Origin of the sequence: Aliiroseovarius subalbicans, from assembly GCF_022678625.1 — a bacterium.
Lineage (GTDB): Bacteria > Pseudomonadota > Alphaproteobacteria > Rhodobacterales > Rhodobacteraceae > Aliiroseovarius_A > Aliiroseovarius_A subalbicans.
Genome location: NZ_JALBYQ010000008.1, coordinates 1 through 17,320, shown reverse-complemented (window position 1 = coordinate 17,320; position 17,320 = coordinate 1). Strand labels below are relative to the sequence as shown.

Here is a 17,320-nt window from a genome sequence, read left to right as displayed (position 1 = left end):
TGGGTTGTACACGTTGGGGCCCGCATGGTGAAAACGCGCGGACCTGCGGCCAGCCTACCACCAGAAGGCGAAATTCAGGAAGTTCGACTTTTGCGCAATTTTGCGAAATAGTCTGTGCGTTTTTTCAACTCTCGCTCGAAACCACGTTCGACCGGAATGTAAAAAACGCCACGTTTCATCTCATCCGGGAAATAATTCTGGCCGGAGAAGCCGTCCGGCGCGTCGTGGTCATAGGCATAGCCGTCGCCATATCCCTGCTCCTCCATCAGCCGCGTGGGGGCGTTCAGGATGTGTTTGGGTGGCGGCGCGCTTCCGGTCTTTTTCGCCGCCGCGACCGCCGCCTTATAGGCGACATAGGTCGCGTTGGATTTCGGCGCCAGCGCCAGGTAGGTGACCGCCTGCGCCAAGGCCAGCTCCCCTTCCGGGCTGCCCAGACGCTCATAGCTCTGCCAGGCCTGCAAGCATATGGATTGCGCCTGCGGGTCGGCCAGGCCGATGTCCTCGACCGCCATGCGCGTCAGGCGGCGGGCCAGAAACCGCGGATCTTCGCCGCCGCCCAGCATCCGGGCGAACCAATAAAGCGCCGCGTCCGGGTCCGAACCGCGAATGGATTTGTGCAGGGCGGAAATCAGGTTGTAATGCTCGTCCCCTGACTTGTCATAGACCGCCGCGCGTCGCATCAGGCGCGTGCCCAGCGCTTCGGGGTCCAGTTTGCCGTCGACCTTCCAGGCGGTGACTTGTTCGATCAGGTTCAACAGCGCGCGCCCGTCGCCATCGGCCATTTCCAACAGCGCCTCGCGTGCCTGGCCTGTCAGGGGCAGCGGCGCGCCCAACTCCTGTTCGGCCCGTTGCGCCAAACGTTCAAGATCTGCCAGCGACAGCCGGGTCAGGACAAGAACCTGTGCTCGACTTAGAACAGCGGCGTTCAACTCAAACGACGGGTTCTCAGTGGTGGCGCCGACCAGAAGGATCGTGCCGTCCTCCATATGCGGCAAGAACCCGTCCTGCTGCGCCTTGTTGAACCGGTGAATCTCGTCGACGAACAGCAACGTGCCCTGCCCGTTCGCCCGCCGATGCTTGGCGGCTTCGAACACCTTGCGCAGCTCGGGCACCCCGGTGAAAATCGCGCTGATCTGGATGAAATGCAGGTCGGTTTCATCGGCCAGAAGCCGCGCGATGGTGGTCTTGCCCACACCAGGAGGCCCCCACAGAATCAGGGATCCCAAACTGCCCGCCGCCAGCATCGTGCCCAGCGGCGCGTCGGGGCCCAGAACCTGCTCCTGACCAATCACCTCGTCCAATGATTTCGGCCGCAATCGGTCCGCCAGGGGGCGGGGGCCTTCAGTCTTGGAGGTGGGGTCAGAGTCGAACAGGTCAGCCATGGCCTGACCCTACGCCCGCGCGCGCGCGAGTGCTAGAGCAGGTTGTATTCCTGCGCCCTCTGGATCGCCTCGGCGGTGGTGCGCACAATCAAACGATCCCTGGCCGAGCGCAACCGTGCCTTCAGCGCGCTTTCCGAAATGCCGAGAATCGCGGCGGCCTCGGCATGGCGGCTACCCTTCGCGATCAAACGAAGCGCCATGCGCTGTGCAGGGGTCAACTGTTCGGGTGGCGTCGAAGCGGCGTGAAGTTGGGTGACGACCGATTGGATCTCGGTGATCTCGTCGTCGTTGAATTCCCGGTCTTCGCGGGCAAACCCGCCGATCGTGCGCGAGGCAATCGCGCCGCACGACACGGTCAGCCCGAACTTCAACCCGAACTCGGCGGCCTGGTCCAGGATGCCGTGGCCATCGGGCAGGCCGACTTCGCTCCAGCGAATGGCGCCTTCATTGCCAAAGCCCCAAAACACGGTCGGGTCGGCCAGCATATAACCGTTCTCGGTATAAATCTGCGTCCAACGCGGGTCATAGGTTTGAAACATCAGGTGTGCGGCGGCAAAACGAATGTGCAGCCCAAGCGCATAGCCCTTGGGGGACAGGTCGGACAATCGCGCAAGCCCGCGATCCAATCCCTGTGTCTCATTCATCCCGTCTGTTCCCCATGCACCCTGCACGTTCTTGCGTATCCTTTTAGATAAGTTGCCTTATTTCGCAACAACCTTAAATTGTAAACCTATAGATACGCAAGAATCCATGAGGAAAATGTGAGCCATTCGGATCCAGACCTGATCGAGACACTGCAATGCCTCTCGGCGTCGGACCGTCAGGCGTTGATGGAATTCCTGGGAGATCGTCATCTTACCCCGGATCATGCCAGGCATCTGATGGACACCCTGCGCGCCTCGATGGTGTTGCACAGAAAAGGGCGTGACGGGCCTCCGAATTGAAAAAGCCCCGCATCCGGGCGGGGCTTCTCTCGAAATTCAAAGTGTGAGGATTACTCCTCGGCAGCCTCATCGGCGGCCAGGCGGGCCTTGTCGGCGGCGCCTTTCGCATCGACGTCGCGCTCGACCAGCTCGATGATCGCCATCGGCGCCATGTCGCCATAGCGGAAGCCAGCTTTCAGAACGCGGGTGTAACCACCCTGACGCTCGGCATAGCGCGGGCCGAGAATTTCGAACAGCTTGGCAACGTCTTTGTCCTGCTTCAGCTGTGCCGCAGCCTGGCGGCGGGCGTGCAGGTCACCGCGTTTGCCCAGCGTGATCAACTTGTCCATGATCCGCTTGAGTTCTTTGGCTTTCGGCAGAGTCGTCTTGATCTGCTCGTGCTCGATCAGCGAGCCGGCCATGTTCGAGAACATCGCTTTGCGGTGTTCGTGGGTGCGGTTCAGGCGGCGATAGCCTTTTGCGTGGCGCATTTTGTTATTCCTTCAACGTTTTGCTTTGTCTGGCGGCCGATGCGTGTGGGCCGCTCTCCTTGGGGCGTCATGCCCAGTTGTTCCCCGCAAGTGCGGGCATTTTGGGGGCCACCGTGGCAGCCCCCGCAGTCATCAGAACTGGTCTTCGAATTTCTTGGCCAGGTCTTCGATGTTCTCAGGCGGCCATTCTTCGACGTCCATGCCCAGGTGCAGGCCCATGCCCGACAGCACTTCCTTGATCTCGTTCAAGGATTTGCGGCCGAAGTTCGGCGTGCGCAGCATCTCGGCTTCGGTCTTCTGGATCAGATCGCCGATATACACGATGTTGTCGTTCTTCAGGCAGTTTGCCGAACGCACCGACAGCTCCAGCTCGTCCACTTTCTTCAGCAGAAGCGGGTTGAACTCGAGACCATCGTCTTCGTCCTGGCGACCAGCCGCTTCCGGCTCATCGAAGTTCACGAAGATCGACAGCTGGTCCTGCAGGATGCGCGCAGCGAAGGCCACGGCGTCCTCGGGCGTCACGGACCCGTCGGTTTCCAGCTTCAAGGTCAGTTTGTCATAGTCCAGCACCTGGCCCTCACGGGTCGGCTGCACGTCATAGGAGACCTTTTTGACTGGCGAATAGATCGCGTCGACCGGGATCAGGCCGATCGGCGCATCTTCCGGCTTGTTTTTGTCGGCAGCGACATAGCCCTGGCCGGTATTCACGGTCAGTTCCATGAACAGGTCGGCGCCATCGTCCAGGTGGCAGATCACGTGATCTTTGTTCAGGATCTCGATGCCCGCGCTTTCCGAGATGTCACCGGCGGTGACGACCTGCGGACCTTTGGCCGAAATCGACAAGCGCTTGGGCCCTTCGACTTCCATCGAGATCGCAACACCCTTCAGGTTCAGAACGATGTCGGTGACGTCTTCACGTACACCTGCGACCGAGGAGAACTCGTGCAGTACGTTGTCGATTTGCACCGACGTGATGGCAGCACCTTGCAGCGAGCTCATCAGCACGCGGCGCAGGGCGTTGCCCAAAGTCAGACCGAAGCCGCGCTCCAGCGGTTCGGCAATCACGGTTGCCTGACGCGACGGGTCGTTGCCCGGTTTCACGTCCAGCGATGTTGGCTTGATCAGTTCAGCCCAATTCTTATGGATCATGCGTCCCTCCATTCCAGTCCTGTCCCCATGTCCCAAGGCCAGGACGCCCGAGGTTAAAATATGACGGACTCGGGCCGCGCGAAAGCACAGCCCGAGCGATAGAAACTCAGACCCGACGACGTTTCGGCGGGCGGCAGCCATTGTGGGCCATCGGCGTCACGTCACGAATGGACGTGATGTTGAAACCGACAGCTGCCAGGGCGCGCAGGGCGCTTTCACGACCCGAACCGGGGCCCTGAACTTCGACTTCCAGCGTCTTCACGCCGTGTTCCTGCGCCTTCTTACCTGCGTCTTCCGCAGCCATCTGGGCAGCATAGGGCGTGGATTTCCGCGACCCTTTGAAACCCATGGTGCCGGCCGACGACCAGGCAATCGCATTGCCTTGCACGTCCGAGATCAGGATCTTGGTGTTGTTGAACGAGCTGTTCACGTGAGCAACGCCAGCGGCGATGTTCTTGCGCTCTTTGCGCTTCGTACGAGTCTTATCGCGTGCCATGGATTCAGACCCCCCTTATTTCTTCTTGCCGGCAATGGCCTTCGCGGGGCCTTTGCGGGTGCGTGCGTTTGTATGGGTGCGCTGACCGCGAACCGGCAGGTTGCGACGGTGACGCAGGCCACGGTAGCAGCCCAGGTCCATCAGACGTTTGATGTTCATCTGCGTTTCACGACGCAGGTCACCTTCGACGGCATAGTTGGCGTCGATGTGTTCACGGATGGCCAGAACTTCGGCGTCCGAAAGCTCGTTCACGCGACGGGTGTCATCGATTTTCACGGCTTCACAGATAGCCTTGGCCGAGGTGTGGCCAATTCCGGTGATATAAGTCAGGGCGATCGGGACCCGTTTGTGGGTCGGGATGTTTACGCCGGCGATACGTGCCAAGTGTACTTTCCTCTTCGTTGCGGTTCCGTAACTCCGGAACCTTTTTTCACAACGGAAGCCCGCGGGATTTTTTCCTGCGGGCCACGCTGAATTCTCTGGTCTGTGCGTCTCAGGGAGCGACCCCGACTCACACGATTCCCATATGGGATGGCGTGAGTTACTCGGGATTCACTATGGCGTCAAGGGGTTGCGTGTCAGCCGTCCAGCGCGGTCGCGATAGAACCGGCAACTTCGTCGATCTCAGCCAGCCCGTCGACCGATTTCAGGTCGCCCTTGGCATAGTAATAGCCGATCAGCGGCGAGGTCTTCTTGTAGTATTCCATCAAGCGCGTGCGCAGACTTTCTTCGTTGTCATCCGCGCGACGCTTGAACTCGGCCGCCTGACCACAATTCGAGCATTTGCCGTCGGTCGGGATGGGCTTGGACAGGTCGTTATAAACCTCACCACAATTGCCACAGGTCGAGCGGGCGGTGATGCGCGCCACCAAGGCGTCGTCGTCCACCTGCATTTCAATCACGGCATCCAGCGTGGCGCCGTGTTTCGCCAGCAGGGCGCCCAGGGCGTCTGCCTGCGGCAGCGTGCGCGGGAAGCCGTCAAAGATGAACCCGCCCCCGTGGTCACCTTCCAGCTTCTCCTCGATCAGGCCGATGACGATCTCGTCCGTCACCAACTCACCCGCGTCCATGATGGCCGCAACCTTCTGCCCCATCTCGGTGCCCGAGGCCTTCGCCTCACGCAGCATGTCGCCGGTGGAGAGCTGGATCATGCCACGCTCGTCCTCAAGCTTGCGGGCTTGCGTGCCCTTGCCGGCGCCCGGCGGTCCAAGCAGAATGATATTCATCGGCGGGCCGGTGCTTTCTTGCGCTTCTTGCCGCGCAGTTGGGATTTTTCGATCAAGCCTTCATACTGATGCGCCAGCAAGTGGCTTTGCACCTGTTGGATCGTGTCCATCGTGACGGACACGACGATCAGCACCGAGGTGCCCCCGAAGTAGAACGGGATCGCCAGCTGGCTGCGCAGGATCTCGGGCAACAAGCACACGGCGGCCAGGTAGGACGCACCCAATACCAGTACGCGGGTCACGACATAATCAAGATACTCGGCGGTCTTCTTGCCGGGACGAATGCCGGGAACAAAGCCGTTTTGGTTCTTCAGGTTGTCTGCAACCTCATCTGTCTTGAACGCAACTTCCTTGGTGTAGAAGAAGGTGAAAAACACGATCATTGCCGTGAAGAACAGCAGGTACAACGGTTGACCGGGGCCGAAATAGGCCAGGATCGTCGACATGATCGGACCGGTCGAGCCCGCCCCAAAGGTCGAAATCGTGGTCGGCAGCAGAAGCAGCGCCGAGGCAAAGATGGCCGGGATCACGCCCGCCGGGTTCACTTTTACCGGCAAGTGGGACGAACCACCGTCATAGACCTTCATGCCGACCTGACGTCGCGGGTACTGAATGTGGATCTTGCGCAGTGCGCGCTCCATGAACACGACGAAGGCGATCACGGCCACGATCATGACGATCACGCCGATGATTACCGCCGGGCTGATTGCGCCCGAGCGGCCCGAGGCCAGGAACTGGCCCAGAGCGGCGGGAATTTCCGCGACGATGCCGACGAAGATGATCAGCGAAATGCCGTTGCCGATACCGCGCGCGGTGATTTGTTCACCCAACCACATCAGGAACATGGTGCCACCAACCAGCGTGATGACGCAGGCGGTGATGAAATAGATACCGGGGGTGGTCACCAGATCACCGGCCTGAAGGCTGTTTGCCAGTGCAAACGCCTGTCCGGTGGCCAGCAGAACCGTGCCATAGCGGGTGTACTGGTTGATCTTCTTGCGGCCTGCCTCGCCCTCTTTCTTCAACTGCTTCAGGGGCTCCCACATGGAGCTGAGCAGCTGAACGATGATGGAGGCCGAGATATACGGCATGATGCCCAAGGCAAAGACGCCCATCCGCGACAGCGCGCCACCGGTGAACATGCCCAGCACGCCGGCAATGCCCGACTGCGCCTGCTCCATGAAGTCACGCAGCGCGCCCGCATCGATCCCCGGCACGGGGATATAGGTCCCAATGCGGTAGATAATCAGAAGGCCGATGGTGAAAAAGATCCGCTGCCTCAGCTCGGTCGCCTTACCGAAGGCGCCCCAGCTCATGTTTGCGGCCATTTGTTCTGCTGCAGATGCCATCAAGGCCCCCTGTGTCAGTGAAAACGCCGCCGGACCGTTTCCGGGCTCCAGCGGCGTTTGGAAAGCTTGTAACTATGTAAGGGGCAGCTGCGCCCCTCACAAGCGCTTATTCAGCGGCTGCCGCGGTTGTGACGGTCAGTTTGCCGCCCGCTTTTTCCACAGCTTCGATCGCGCCCTTCGAGGCACCGGTGACCGACAGGTTCACCTTGGCGGAAATCTCGCCTTTCGCCAGGATGCGCACGCCGTCTTTCACACGACGGACCAGACCGGAAGCAACCAGGACGTCTTCGGTGATGTCCTTCTTGGCGTCGATCTTCTTCTCGTCGATGAATTTCTGCAGCAGACCCAGGTTCACGACCGCGAACGACTTCCGGTTGCGGCTGTTGAAGCCCCGCTTCGGCAGACGTTGGTAGAGCGGCATCTGGCCGCCCTCGTAGCCCTTGATCGCCACACCCGAACGGGATTTCTGACCCTTGATACCACGACCACCGGTCTTACCAGTGCCGGAACCGGGACCACGGCCGATCCGCTTGCGGGATTTCGTGGCGCCGGGATTGTCGCGCAGTTCATTCAGTTTCATATCGCTTCTCCTATTGCCGGAAGTGACCCATGAAGCGAAGGGGCCAAACGCGGCGTTTCTTGGTTTTGATTCTGTGGTGCAGTTGACCACCGGGGGCGTATAGACCCAAGGCGCTTTCGTTGCAAGAGGCAGCGACGGGCAGCGCCCGACCCTGGGTGGGCGCATGCACCGATGGTTGGATGCACCCGTCCCCACACCCGAAACGTTCCTGAGTTCCGCTACGACGCAAAAGCGCCCTCCCGTGGGGAGGGTCGGGCGCTGCCCGGCGGTGCCGGGCGGGGGTATGAAGCTAGGCTACCGAACTTGCTCGCATAAAAAAGTCCCAACGGTTCCGGCTGAGCTAAGCGCCGTTGCGAGTTCATCGCACGCGGCTTCGTTGTCCACATAGCCGAATATAACACCGACTACCGATCGAATGGTCTCTCGTTTCACAAGAAAAAAAACGCGGTTCTCAGGTAGCGACAGCTCCAACGACAACGCAGCCTTTCTCATCTTTTCGACATTTGGATCAGGATCGGCACTGACTATGGAAGCGCTGCAAACAAACACACTCAGTAGTGAGAAAAATGCTCTTTTCATCTTCATTCTAAATCCTCCAAAAACAAAAAACGCCCCGGCCATTCCAGACCGGGGCGCTTCAAATCTCACATGAGGGGCTGAAATCAGCCTTTCTCTTCGATGATCTCAACCATGTGCGGGATCGAAGCGACCATGCCGCGCACGGCGGGGGTGTCTTCGAGTTCGCGGGTCTTGTGCATCTTGTTCAGGCCCAGGCCGATCAGCGTCTGGCGCTGTTTGGCGGGGCGACGGATCGGGGAACCGATCTGTTTCACAACGATGGTTTTTGCCATTGGTCAGGTCTCCTTACGCGTCAGCGTCTGCAGCGGCGTCGGCGGCCGGTGCGTCGCCTTTGCCACCCAGGATGTCGGCGACTTTCTTGCCGCGACGTTGGGCGACCATGCGAGGGCTGCTTTCTTTCTGCAGACCGTCGATGGTGGCGCGGATCATGTTATAGGGGTTCTGCGAACCGAGCGACTTGGACACAACGTCCTTGATGCCCAGCATTTCGAACACGGCACGCATCGGACCACCGGCAATGATCCCGGTGCCTTCCGGCGCGGTGCGCATGACGACTTTGCCAGCGCCGTGACGGCCGGCCATGTCGTGATGCAGGGTGCGGCCTTCGCGCAGCGGCACGCGGATCATCTGGCGCTTGGCTTGCTCGGTGGCTTTGCGGATGGCCTCGGGGACCTCCTTGGCCTTACCTTTGCCAAAGCCGACGCGGCCTTTCTGGTCGCCAACCACAACAAGTGCGGCGAAGCCAAAGCGCTTACCACCCTTTACGGTTTTCGACACACGGTTGATCGCGACCAGACGGTCGGCGAATTCCGGGGTTTCTTCTTCGCGGCGGCCACGGCCCCGGCGATTGTCATCTCTTGCCATCTGGCATTCCTTTTCAAGGTGGCGCGTGCGCGCCGAATGGGGTCAATCCAAGTGGACCGAAGCCCCCGGATCATCGGGGCGGCGCGAACGCCGCCCTCAAGGTCTTTAGAACTTCAGGCCACCTTCACGGGCAGCGTCGGCCAGGGCCTTCACTTTGCCGTGGAACAGGAAGCCACCGCGGTCAAAGTAGCATTCGCTGACTTTGGCCTTCTTGGCGCGTTCTGCGATAGCCGTGCCGACTTTGGCGGCGGCTTCGACGTTGTTCTTGCCGACCACGCCCAGATCCTTCTCGAGAGAAGACGCCGAGGCGAGGGTCACGCCATTCACATCGTCGATCAGCTGAACGCTGATGTTCTTGTTCGAACGGTGCACGGAGAGGCGGGCGCGCCCGTCTGCCGTTTTCCGCAGTTTGTTCCGGACGCGCAGGCGGCGCTTCAAGAACAGGTCTCGTTTGCTGTTTGCCATCTGACTGGTCCTTACTTCTTCTTACCTTCCTTGCGGAAGATATATTCATCTTTGTACTTGATACCTTTGCCCTTGTAGGGCTCGGGCTTACGCCAAGCGCGAATGTCGGCGGCGACCTGGCCTACGGCCTGCTCGTCGATGCCTTCGACGATGATGACCGTCTGCTTGGGCGCAGTAACGGTCACACCTTCGGGGGCGACATAATCGACATCGTGGGACAGGCCCAGGTTCAGCTTCAGGGTATTCCCTGCCATCTGAGCCCGGTAACCAACGCCGTTGATCTCAAGTTCTTTCTTGAAACCATCGGTGACGCCGGTGACCATGTTCGCGACCCGTGTGCGGCTCATGCCCCACTGCTGACGGGCGCGCTTGGACTTGCCACGCGGCTCGACGGAAATGACGTTGTCTTCGACCTTGATCGTGACATCGTCCGTGGCGGTGAAGTTACGGGCGCCCTTGGGGCCCTTCACTTCTACGGTCTGGCCAGACACAGATGCGGAAACACCTGTGGGCAGCTCGACCGGTCGTTTACCAATTCGAGACATCAGAACCTCCTTAGAACACGGTGCAAAGCACTTCGCCGCCAACATTCTGGCTGCGAGCGTTTGCGTCCGACATCACGCCCTTGGGCGTGGAGACGATCGACACACCCAGGCCCTGACGGACCACGGGGATATCCTTGACGCCCATGTAGACGCGGCGGCCGGGGGTCGAAACCCGCTTCAGCTCACGAATGACAGGGGTGCCATCGAAGTATTTCAGCGCGATCTCAAGGGTCGGGTGACCATTGGCATCGGTGCCGGTTTCATACCCGCGGATGTAGCCTTCGTCGGCCAACACATCCAGAACCCAAGCGCGCAGCTTGGAGGCGGGGGTGGAGACGATGGATTTACCACGCATTTGCGAGTTGCGGATGCGGGTGAGCATATCTGCGATAGGATCGTTCATATCTTCTCTCCCTTACCAGCTCGATTTCACCATGCCGGGGATCTGGCCATTCGACCCAAGATCCCGCAGCGCGATCCGCGACACTTTCAGCTTACGGTAGTAAGCGTGCGGACGACCGGTCAGCTGGCAACGGTTGTGCAGCCGGGTCGCCGAGCTGTTGCGCGGCAGTTTTGCAAGCTTCAGGCGCGCCTTGAAGCGCTCTTCCATCGGTTTGCTCTCGTCATTCGCGATTTCTTTCAGCGCGGCACGTTTGGCGGCATACTTCTCCACCAGCGCCTGACGCTTCTTCTCGCGTTCGATCATTGCTTTCTTAGCCATGTCTTTTTCCTTCCCGCGGATCAGCTGTTGAAGGGCATGTTGAAATGCTTCAACAGGCTCTTTGCTTCCGCGTCGGTGTTCGCGTTGGTGGTGATCACGATGTCCATGCCCCAGTTCTCATCGACTTTATCAAAGTCGATTTCCGGGAAGACGATGTGCTCTTTCAGGCCCATGGCGAAGTTGCCACGACCATCGAAGCTCGGCTTCACGCCACGGAAGTCGCGGACGCGCGGCAGGGCGATGGTGACCAGACGATCAAGGAATTCAAACATGCGATCGCCACGCAGAGTGACCTTGGCGCCGATGATCATGCCTTCACGCAGACGGAACGGGGCGTGCGACTTGCGCGCCTTGGTGCCGACGGCCTGCTGACCGGCGATCTTGGTCAGATCCTCGATGGCCGATTTGGCCTTCTTCGAGTCGCGAACCGCAGCGGCACCGCAGCCGATGTTCAGCACGATCTTTTCCAGCGACGGGATCTGCATGTCGTTCTTGTAGGAAAATTCTTCCTTCAGAGCGGGGCGGATCGTGTCGGCGTATACCGTCTTCAGACGCGGGGTGTAGGTTGCTTGGTCCAACATCAGACGGCCTCCCCGGTGGTTTTTGCGAAACGGACCTTCTTGCCGTCTTCCTCACGGAAGCCGACGCGGGTCGCTTTGCCTTTCGAATCCAGCAGTGCCAGGTTCGACAGGTCGATCGGCATCGCTTGCGGGACGCGACCACCTTGCGAGGTCTGGCTTTGCTTGATGTGACGGATGGCGATGTTCACGCCGTCCACGATGGCCTTGCCGGACTTCGGGTTCACGGACGAGATTTCGCCCTCTTTGCCCTTGTCCTTGCCGGCCAGCACGACGACCTTGTCGCCCTTTTTCAGCTTAGCAGCCATATCACAGCACCTCCGGAGCCAGCGAGATGATCTTCATGAAGTTCTTCGCGCGCAGTTCACGGACGACCGGTCCAAAGATCCGGGTGCCCATCGGCTCGTTGTTGTTGTTCAGGATGACGGCCGCGTTGCGGTCGAAGCGGATGGCGGTGCCGTCTTCACGACGGACCTCTTTGGCGGTGCGCACGACGACGGCCTTACGGACGTCACCTTTCTTCACGCGGCCGCGCGGGATGGCTTCCTTCACGGACACGACGATAACGTCACCGACGCTTGCGTACTTCCGCTTGGAGCCACCCAGGACCTTGATGCACTGAACACGGCGTGCGCCGCTGTTGTCAGCAACATCCAGGTTGGTCTGCATCTGGATCATTTGGTTTCTCCCGACCTATGGGGGGCGATGCATTGCCAGGTCCCCAGGGTTTCGACTGACTGTCAGGTCTGTCGGCTTACGCCTCCAGAACCTCCCAGCGTTTCGTTTTCGATTTCGGCGCGCATTCCTGAATGCGGACTTTGTCGCCGGTCTTGAAAGCGTTCTTTTCATCGTGAGCCCGGTATTTCTTGGACTTACGAATGGTTTTCTTCAGAACCGGGTGTGTGAAGCGACGCTCGACGCTCACGGTCACGGTTTGGGCGTTGGCGTCCGAGGTCACGGTGCCGTTCAGAATACGTTTGGGCATATCTCAGGCTCCCCTTACTCGGTCGCAGCTGCGGCGGCAGCTTTTTGGTTCAAAACGGTCTTAACGCGGGCTGCGTCACGGCGCACCTGGCGAACACGCGCGGTGTTTTCCAGAGCCCCCGAAGCCTGCTGAAAACGCAGATTGAAGGATTCTTTCTTCAGCTCGGACAGCGCATCGCGCAGCTCTTCCGGGCTCTTATCGTTCAGTTCCTTGGCGTTCATCGCCTTTTCCTTTCCACATCACCAGCGAGCCCCCGACATTTGCACAGGGTCACCCGTATCCTGATGGATGAATGACAAAACACACGAATCCCGGTTGCCCGGAATCCGCGAGATGGGCGTCTATACGAGAGCCACCCTGTGAGGGCAAGGGAAACTTGGCATTTTCTGCAGTTACAGCCCGTGGCGTGATGCCCCCTCGCGCTTTGTGCGCGGCTGCGCTATCACCTGCGCCATGTCACAGATTGAATCACTCTTCGTCACCCGCCTGTATCACGCCGCCTTGTCTGAGTTGGGCAAGCCCATCGACCCGGAGGAACTGGAAGCGTCCTGCTGGGCCATTGCCGAGGAAGATGAGGCTGGTCAGGATTGGTGCGAGGAAAACGGATACCCGGGCTATACCTCTTATGCGTCGCTGGATGACCTGACCTGGCGCTCGCCGGTGTTCAAGGACCTTAGGAAGGTTCTGAACAAACACGTGAAGGCGTTTTGCCGGGATCTGGAATTCAATCTGGATGGGCGCAAGCTGGTGCTGGAAGACCTGTGGATCAACATCCTTCCCGAAGGCGGATACCACTCGGCCCATATCCACCCGCATTCGGTGATTTCCGGCACGACCTATGTGGCCATGCCCGAAGGCGCCTCACCCCTCCGGTTCGAGGACCCACGCCATGCAAGCATGATGGCCGCCCCGCCCCGGACCAAACACGCCCGGCGCGAGATGCAGAGTTTCATCTATGCCAAGCCCCAGGTGGGCGACGTACTGCTGTGGGAAAGCTGGCTGCGCCATGAGGTTCTGATGAACCAGTCCGAAGAAGAACGGATATCGGTGAGTTTCAACTACAAGTGGGGCGACTGACCGCTTGGGCGACCTGGCCGACACCCCTCTTGCCGACCTGACGGTTGATTTTGGAAACCGCCCATTGGCACCCGCCTTTCCCAAGGCGACCGATGCAGATCGACGCGTGGGAAAGCGCTTGGCGGCCATCCACCGGATGCACCTGAACGACCTTGGGCGGATCGGCATCGTGCTGGACCAGATCGAGACTGGCGAGGCGTCTGGAAGGGATCTGTCAGACGCTTTGGGCTCGGCCGAGTTTGCCCAGAATGTGCGGCAATTCGGCTCGCTCTGCGGGCGCGAATGCAAAGTCCTGACGTTTCACCACGACGCCGAGGAATATAGCCTTTTCCCGCAACTCGCACAGAGCGGCAACGATGCGCTGCGCGCGGTCGTCACCCGCCTGCAGGAAGAGCACAGGGTTGTGCATGAACTGCTGGTCCGACTAGAGCGCGCCTCAATGACGTTGATGTTCGACGTGGATCAGAAAAAGTTTGACGCCACGCGCGCGGTGTTCCGGCAATTGGAAACCGTTGTACGCTCGCATTTCGGCTATGAAGAAACCCAGCTGGAAGAGGCAATAGGGGTGTTGGGGATCGGGATATGAATGTCACCTTGAAGTTTCGCGACAGCGTCTGACACCTCATCCCTTCTTTCACAATTTGCCGGCCGGCTTAACGACCACTCCCCAAAGCCCACCCTTTCCGCGTTGATACTGGGTCACACATTTGTTTGCTCTGAATGACAGAACCCCCGCCGATTGCTCAGCGGGGGTTCTTTTTTCTTAACGGGGTGCGGTCCGCAAGTTTCTTTCAGAAACTCACTTCACCGCACTGGCGACGGTTCGCTTGCGCGAACCGCACCTTTTTACCAGTCTTCACGCACCACGGTGCGGGTTTTCACCGGCAGCTTCATGGCGGCAAGGCGCAGGGCTTCGCGGGCAGTCACTTCATCGACACCGTCGATTTCGAACATAACGCGGCCCGGCTTCACTTTGCAGGCCCAGAAATCCACGGAACCTTTACCTTTACCCATCCGAACTTCGACGGGCTTGGAGGTCACCGGGGTGTCCGGGAAGATGCGGATCCAGACACGGCCTTGACGCTTCATGTGACGCGTCATGGCACGACGTGCGGCTTCGATCTGGCGCGCGGTGACACGCTCCGGCTCGACCGCTTTCAGACCATAGGTGCCAAAGTTCAGGTCCGAGCCACCTTTGGCTTGGCCCTTGATCCGGCCCTTGTGCATCTTGCGAAATTTAGTGCGCTTCGGTTGCAGCATTTTTCATGCCTCCTTAACGACGGCCGCCGGCGCCACGGGGCGCGGGACCTTCTTGGAGTTCAGCGAGACGACGGTCATGCGCAGCAGGATCGTGCTCCATGATCTCACCCTTGTAGATCCAGACCTTGATCCCGATGATGCCATAAGCAGTCATCGCTTCGCAGTGTGCATAATCGATGTCAGCACGCAGCGTGTGCAGAGGCACACGACCTTCGCGCGTCCACTCGGTCCGGGCGATCTCGGCGCCGCCAAGACGGCCAGCGACGTTGATCTTGATGCCCAGGGCGCCCATGCGGGTTGCGTTCTGTGCCGCACGTTTGATGGCGCGACGGAAAGCAACACGGCGTTCCAGCTGCTGCGCGATCGACTCAGCGACCAGGGCAGCGTCCAGCTCGGGCTTGCGGACTTCGACAATGTTCAGGTGCAGTTCGCTGTCGGTCATCTTGGCGATCTTGCGACGCAGGGTTTCGATGTCTGCGCCTTTCTTGCCGATGATGACGCCGGGACGGGCGGTGTGAACGGTCACGCGGCACTTCTTGTGCGGACGTTCGATGATCACACGGCTGACGCCGGCTTGCTTGCACTCTTCTTTGATGAAGTCGCGGATTTTCAGATCTTCCAGCAGCAGATCACCATAGTCTTTGGTGTCGGCATACCAGCGGCTGTCCCAGGTGCGGTTGACCTGAAGGCGCATGCCGATCGGATTGACTTTGTTACCCATCAGGCTTGCTCCTCAACTTGACGCACTTTGATCGTGAGTTCCGCGAACGGCTTCATGATCTTGCCGAAACGACCACGGGCCCGCGGGCGACCGCGTTTCATGGTCAGGTTCTTGCCAACCCATGCCTCGGCGACGATCAGTTCATCGACGTCCAGGTTGTGGTTGTTTTCGGCATTTGCGATCGCGGACTGAAGGCATTTCTTCACGTCCTGCGCGATCCGCTTGTTCGAGAACGTCAGATCGGTCAGAGCGCGATCAACCTTCTTGCCACGGATCATCTGTGCGACCAGGTTCAGTTTTTGCGGGCTGGTACGAAGCATCTTGGTTTTCGCCATTGCTTCGTTGTCTGCCACGCGGCGGGGATTTTTATCCTTGCTCATGGCTTACTTCCGCTTCGCTTTTTTGTCGGCGGCGTGGCCATAATAGGTGCGGGTCGGCGAATACTCACCGAACTTCTGACCAATCATGTCTTCCGTGACGTTGACAGGGATGTGTTTCCGGCCGTTGTAAACGCCAAACGTCAGGCCCACGAATTGGGGCAGGATCGTCGAGCGGCGCGACCAGATTTTGATGACTTCGTTGCGACCGGATTCTTTCGACTTCTCGGCTTTCTTCAGCACATAGGAGTCGACGAACGGGCCTTTCCATACAGAACGCGACATGATTACCGGCCCTTTTTCTTAGCGTGACGCGAGCGGATGATCAGCTTCGACGACGCCTTGTTCTTGTTCCGGGTGCGCGCACCCTTGGTCGGTTTGCCCCAGGGCGTGACCGGGTGACGACCACCCGAGGTCCGACCCTCACCACCACCATGCGGGTGATCGACGGGGTTCATGACAACACCACGCACAGACGGGCGGATGCCCTTGTGACGCATGCGGCCAGCCTTACCGAAGTTCTGGTTCGAGTTGTCGGGGTTCGACACGGCACCAACGGTGGCCATGCATTCCTGACGAACCATGCGCAGTTCACCCGAGGACAGGCGGATCTGAGCGTAACCACCGTCACGACCCACGAACTGGGCGTAGGTGCCAGCAGCACGGGCGATCTGACCGCCTTTGCCGGGCTTCATCTCGATGTTGTGCACGATGGTGCCGATGGGCATGCCCGAGAAGGGCATTGCGTTGCCGGGCTTGATGTCGGCCTTTGCGGACGCGATCACCTGATCACCAACCGCCAGACGCTGCGGGGCCAGGATATAGGCCTGCTCGCCGTCTTCATACTTCACCAATGCGATGAAGGCGGTCCGGTTCGGGTCATATTCGATCCGTTCCACGGTTGCTGCGACGTCAAACTTGTTCCGTTTGAAATCAACGATGCGGTAAAGACGCTTTGCGCCCCCACCACGGCGACGCGACGTGATCCGTCCGGTGTTGTTCCGGCCGCCCGATTTCGTCAAACCCTCAGTCAGGGATTTGACGGGACGTCCTTTCCAAAGCTCCGAACGGTCGATCAGAACCAGCCCACGCTGGCCTGGCGTCGTCGGTTTGTACGACTTAAGTGCCATGCTTTCTGTCTTCCGTTTAGCTTGAGAGATGCAGCGAGTTTACCCGCCATCACCGCTCTTCATGTTAAGCCCCCTGCATGTGGCAGGTGACCGTGTTATAGGCCCCCGAAGGTTCCCAAATTCCAAATGTCTGAGGCCCCGGAACGAATCCGAGGCCACGCGACCTGCGGGATGTAACAGGGATGGATGGGGGTGTCTATAGGGTGAAACCGAGCTTCTGTGGCCTCGTCCGAACTTTGTGACCCGCAGCTTGGAAGTGGCCTCGTCAAAGCGCGCGTTTGGCACGCACCCCTTACGCTGTTTCCACACAAAACCCCCGCGCCATTTCTGGAGCGGGGGTTTTGTAATATTGGTTGCGGGAGTAGGATTTGAACCTACGACCTTCAGGTTATGAGCCTGACGAGCTACCGGGCTGCTCCATC

29 protein-coding genes are annotated in these 17,320 nt (G+C 59.5%); 3 read left to right on the top strand and 26 right to left on the bottom strand.

From position 1 onward, the window contains the following. Nucleotides 1–74: 74 nt before the first annotated feature. Together MN188_RS17015 and MN188_RS17010 are read right to left on the bottom strand one after the other, a co-directional pair. Nucleotides 75–1,382, bottom strand: a complete 1,308-nt coding sequence (locus MN188_RS17015) for a replication-associated recombination protein A (protein ID WP_242110514.1) — start codon at nt 1,380–1,382, stop codon at nt 75–77. 32 nt (nt 1,383–1,414) lie between these two features. Further along, nucleotides 1,415–2,026 (bottom strand): helix-turn-helix transcriptional regulator, encoded by a 612-nt coding sequence (locus MN188_RS17010; RefSeq protein WP_242110513.1) that lies wholly within the window; start codon nt 2,024–2,026, stop codon nt 1,415–1,417. 117 nt (nt 2,027–2,143) lie between these two features. Here MN188_RS17010 and MN188_RS17005 point away from each other — a divergent pair, with 117 nt between their 5' ends. Then, on the top strand, nt 2,144–2,326 hold the full coding sequence (locus MN188_RS17005; RefSeq protein WP_242110512.1) for a hypothetical protein: 183 nt from the start codon (nt 2,144–2,146) through the stop codon (nt 2,324–2,326). A gap of 50 nt (nt 2,327–2,376) precedes the next feature. On the opposite strand, the gene rplQ is transcribed toward MN188_RS17005, so the two are convergent. The 19 genes from rplQ to rpmC all read right to left on the bottom strand — a co-directional run bounded on the left by rplQ (nt 2,377) and on the right by rpmC (nt 12,554). Beyond that, nucleotides 2,377–2,796 (bottom strand): 50S ribosomal protein L17, encoded by a 420-nt coding sequence (rplQ, locus tag MN188_RS17000; RefSeq protein WP_242110511.1) that lies wholly within the window; start codon nt 2,794–2,796, stop codon nt 2,377–2,379. Between the two features lie 132 nt (nt 2,797–2,928). Further along, complete coding sequence (locus tag MN188_RS16995) at nt 2,929–3,945, bottom strand: DNA-directed RNA polymerase subunit alpha (protein WP_242110509.1); 1,017 nt, start codon at nt 3,943–3,945, stop codon at nt 2,929–2,931. A 106-nt stretch (nt 3,946–4,051) separates the two neighbouring features. Beyond that, nucleotides 4,052–4,441: a 30S ribosomal protein S11 gene (gene rpsK / locus MN188_RS16990; RefSeq protein WP_242110507.1), complete on the bottom strand. Its 390-nt coding sequence runs from the start codon at nt 4,439–4,441 to the stop codon at nt 4,052–4,054. Nucleotides 4,442–4,456: 15 nt separating this feature from the next. Next, nucleotides 4,457–4,825 (bottom strand): 30S ribosomal protein S13, encoded by a 369-nt coding sequence (gene rpsM, locus MN188_RS16985; protein ID WP_242110505.1) that lies wholly within the window; start codon nt 4,823–4,825, stop codon nt 4,457–4,459. Nucleotides 4,826–5,019: 194 nt separating this feature from the next. After that, nucleotides 5,020–5,667, bottom strand: a complete 648-nt coding sequence (locus tag MN188_RS16980) for an adenylate kinase (protein WP_242110503.1) — start codon at nt 5,665–5,667, stop codon at nt 5,020–5,022. After that, complete coding sequence (gene secY / locus MN188_RS16975; protein WP_242110501.1) at nt 5,664–7,016, bottom strand: preprotein translocase subunit SecY; 1,353 nt, start codon at nt 7,014–7,016, stop codon at nt 5,664–5,666. The genes MN188_RS16980 and secY overlap by 4 nt, the downstream gene beginning before the upstream one ends. A gap of 106 nt (nt 7,017–7,122) precedes the next feature. Beyond that, on the bottom strand, nt 7,123–7,596 hold the full coding sequence (gene rplO / locus MN188_RS16970; protein ID WP_242110499.1) for a 50S ribosomal protein L15: 474 nt from the start codon (nt 7,594–7,596) through the stop codon (nt 7,123–7,125). Nucleotides 7,597–7,890: 294 nt separating this feature from the next. Further along, nucleotides 7,891–8,181, bottom strand: a complete 291-nt coding sequence (locus tag MN188_RS16965; protein WP_242110497.1) for a hypothetical protein — start codon at nt 8,179–8,181, stop codon at nt 7,891–7,893. Between the two features lie 77 nt (nt 8,182–8,258). Beyond that, the gene (gene rpmD, locus MN188_RS16960) at nt 8,259–8,447 is read right to left on the bottom strand and encodes a 50S ribosomal protein L30 (RefSeq protein ID WP_191286621.1); all 189 of its coding nucleotides are present in this window, start codon (nt 8,445–8,447) and stop codon (nt 8,259–8,261) included. A 13-nt stretch (nt 8,448–8,460) separates the two neighbouring features. Then, the gene (rpsE, locus tag MN188_RS16955) at nt 8,461–9,039 is read right to left on the bottom strand and encodes a 30S ribosomal protein S5 (protein WP_242110496.1); all 579 of its coding nucleotides are present in this window, start codon (nt 9,037–9,039) and stop codon (nt 8,461–8,463) included. 105 nt (nt 9,040–9,144) lie between these two features. After that, complete coding sequence (gene rplR / locus MN188_RS16950) at nt 9,145–9,504, bottom strand: 50S ribosomal protein L18 (protein ID WP_242110495.1); 360 nt, start codon at nt 9,502–9,504, stop codon at nt 9,145–9,147. A gap of 11 nt (nt 9,505–9,515) precedes the next feature. Next, the gene (rplF, locus tag MN188_RS16945) at nt 9,516–10,049 is read right to left on the bottom strand and encodes a 50S ribosomal protein L6 (RefSeq protein WP_242110494.1); all 534 of its coding nucleotides are present in this window, start codon (nt 10,047–10,049) and stop codon (nt 9,516–9,518) included. A 10-nt stretch (nt 10,050–10,059) separates the two neighbouring features. Then, the gene (rpsH, locus tag MN188_RS16940) at nt 10,060–10,452 is read right to left on the bottom strand and encodes a 30S ribosomal protein S8 (protein WP_242110493.1); all 393 of its coding nucleotides are present in this window, start codon (nt 10,450–10,452) and stop codon (nt 10,060–10,062) included. A gap of 12 nt (nt 10,453–10,464) precedes the next feature. Then, nucleotides 10,465–10,770 carry a 30S ribosomal protein S14 gene (gene rpsN, locus MN188_RS16935; protein ID WP_242110492.1) on the bottom strand — a complete coding sequence of 102 codons (306 nt, stop codon included), beginning with the start codon at nt 10,768–10,770 and terminating at the stop codon, nt 10,465–10,467. A 20-nt stretch (nt 10,771–10,790) separates the two neighbouring features. Then, on the bottom strand, nt 10,791–11,351 hold the full coding sequence (rplE, locus tag MN188_RS16930; RefSeq protein WP_242110491.1) for a 50S ribosomal protein L5: 561 nt from the start codon (nt 11,349–11,351) through the stop codon (nt 10,791–10,793). Further along, on the bottom strand, nt 11,351–11,656 hold the full coding sequence (gene rplX / locus MN188_RS16925; RefSeq protein ID WP_242110490.1) for a 50S ribosomal protein L24: 306 nt from the start codon (nt 11,654–11,656) through the stop codon (nt 11,351–11,353). Before rplX ends, rplE begins: the two co-directional genes overlap by 1 nt. A 1-nt stretch (nt 11,657) precedes the next feature. Further along, on the bottom strand, nt 11,658–12,026 hold the full coding sequence (gene rplN, locus MN188_RS16920; RefSeq protein WP_011453726.1) for a 50S ribosomal protein L14: 369 nt from the start codon (nt 12,024–12,026) through the stop codon (nt 11,658–11,660). Nucleotides 12,027–12,102: 76 nt separating this feature from the next. Next, entirely contained in the window at nt 12,103–12,333 is a 231-nt protein-coding gene (rpsQ, locus tag MN188_RS16915; RefSeq protein ID WP_242110488.1) for a 30S ribosomal protein S17, read from the bottom strand. Nucleotides 12,334–12,347: 14 nt separating this feature from the next. Beyond that, the gene (gene rpmC / locus MN188_RS16910; protein WP_242110487.1) at nt 12,348–12,554 is read right to left on the bottom strand and encodes a 50S ribosomal protein L29; all 207 of its coding nucleotides are present in this window, start codon (nt 12,552–12,554) and stop codon (nt 12,348–12,350) included. A gap of 232 nt (nt 12,555–12,786) precedes the next feature. Between rpmC and MN188_RS16905 the strand changes: the two genes are divergently transcribed. Further along, nucleotides 12,787–13,410: a 2OG-Fe(II) oxygenase family protein gene (locus tag MN188_RS16905; protein ID WP_242110486.1), complete on the top strand. Its 624-nt coding sequence runs from the start codon at nt 12,787–12,789 to the stop codon at nt 13,408–13,410. A gap of 106 nt (nt 13,411–13,516) precedes the next feature. Further along, nucleotides 13,517–13,996 carry a hemerythrin domain-containing protein gene (locus MN188_RS16900; protein ID WP_242110485.1) on the top strand — a complete coding sequence of 160 codons (480 nt, stop codon included), beginning with the start codon at nt 13,517–13,519 and terminating at the stop codon, nt 13,994–13,996. A 260-nt stretch (nt 13,997–14,256) separates the two neighbouring features. Here the strand turns inward: MN188_RS16900 and rplP are convergent, their stop codons facing one another. The 5 genes from rplP to rplB are packed head-to-tail and all read right to left on the bottom strand — an operon-like array spanning nt 14,257 to nt 16,898. After that, the gene (gene rplP / locus MN188_RS16895; RefSeq protein WP_242110484.1) at nt 14,257–14,670 is read right to left on the bottom strand and encodes a 50S ribosomal protein L16; all 414 of its coding nucleotides are present in this window, start codon (nt 14,668–14,670) and stop codon (nt 14,257–14,259) included. A 13-nt stretch (nt 14,671–14,683) separates the two neighbouring features. Then, on the bottom strand, nt 14,684–15,391 hold the full coding sequence (gene rpsC, locus MN188_RS16890) for a 30S ribosomal protein S3 (protein WP_242110483.1): 708 nt from the start codon (nt 15,389–15,391) through the stop codon (nt 14,684–14,686). Next, nucleotides 15,391–15,771 (bottom strand): 50S ribosomal protein L22, encoded by a 381-nt coding sequence (gene rplV, locus MN188_RS16885; protein WP_242110482.1) that lies wholly within the window; start codon nt 15,769–15,771, stop codon nt 15,391–15,393. Before rplV ends, rpsC begins: the two co-directional genes overlap by 1 nt. Before the next feature lie 3 nt (nt 15,772–15,774). Then, nucleotides 15,775–16,053 (bottom strand): 30S ribosomal protein S19, encoded by a 279-nt coding sequence (gene rpsS / locus MN188_RS16880; RefSeq protein WP_011453714.1) that lies wholly within the window; start codon nt 16,051–16,053, stop codon nt 15,775–15,777. A 2-nt stretch (nt 16,054–16,055) separates the two neighbouring features. Then, nucleotides 16,056–16,898, bottom strand: a complete 843-nt coding sequence (rplB, locus tag MN188_RS16875) for a 50S ribosomal protein L2 (RefSeq protein WP_242110481.1) — start codon at nt 16,896–16,898, stop codon at nt 16,056–16,058. Between the last annotated feature and the right edge of the window lie 422 nt (nt 16,899–17,320).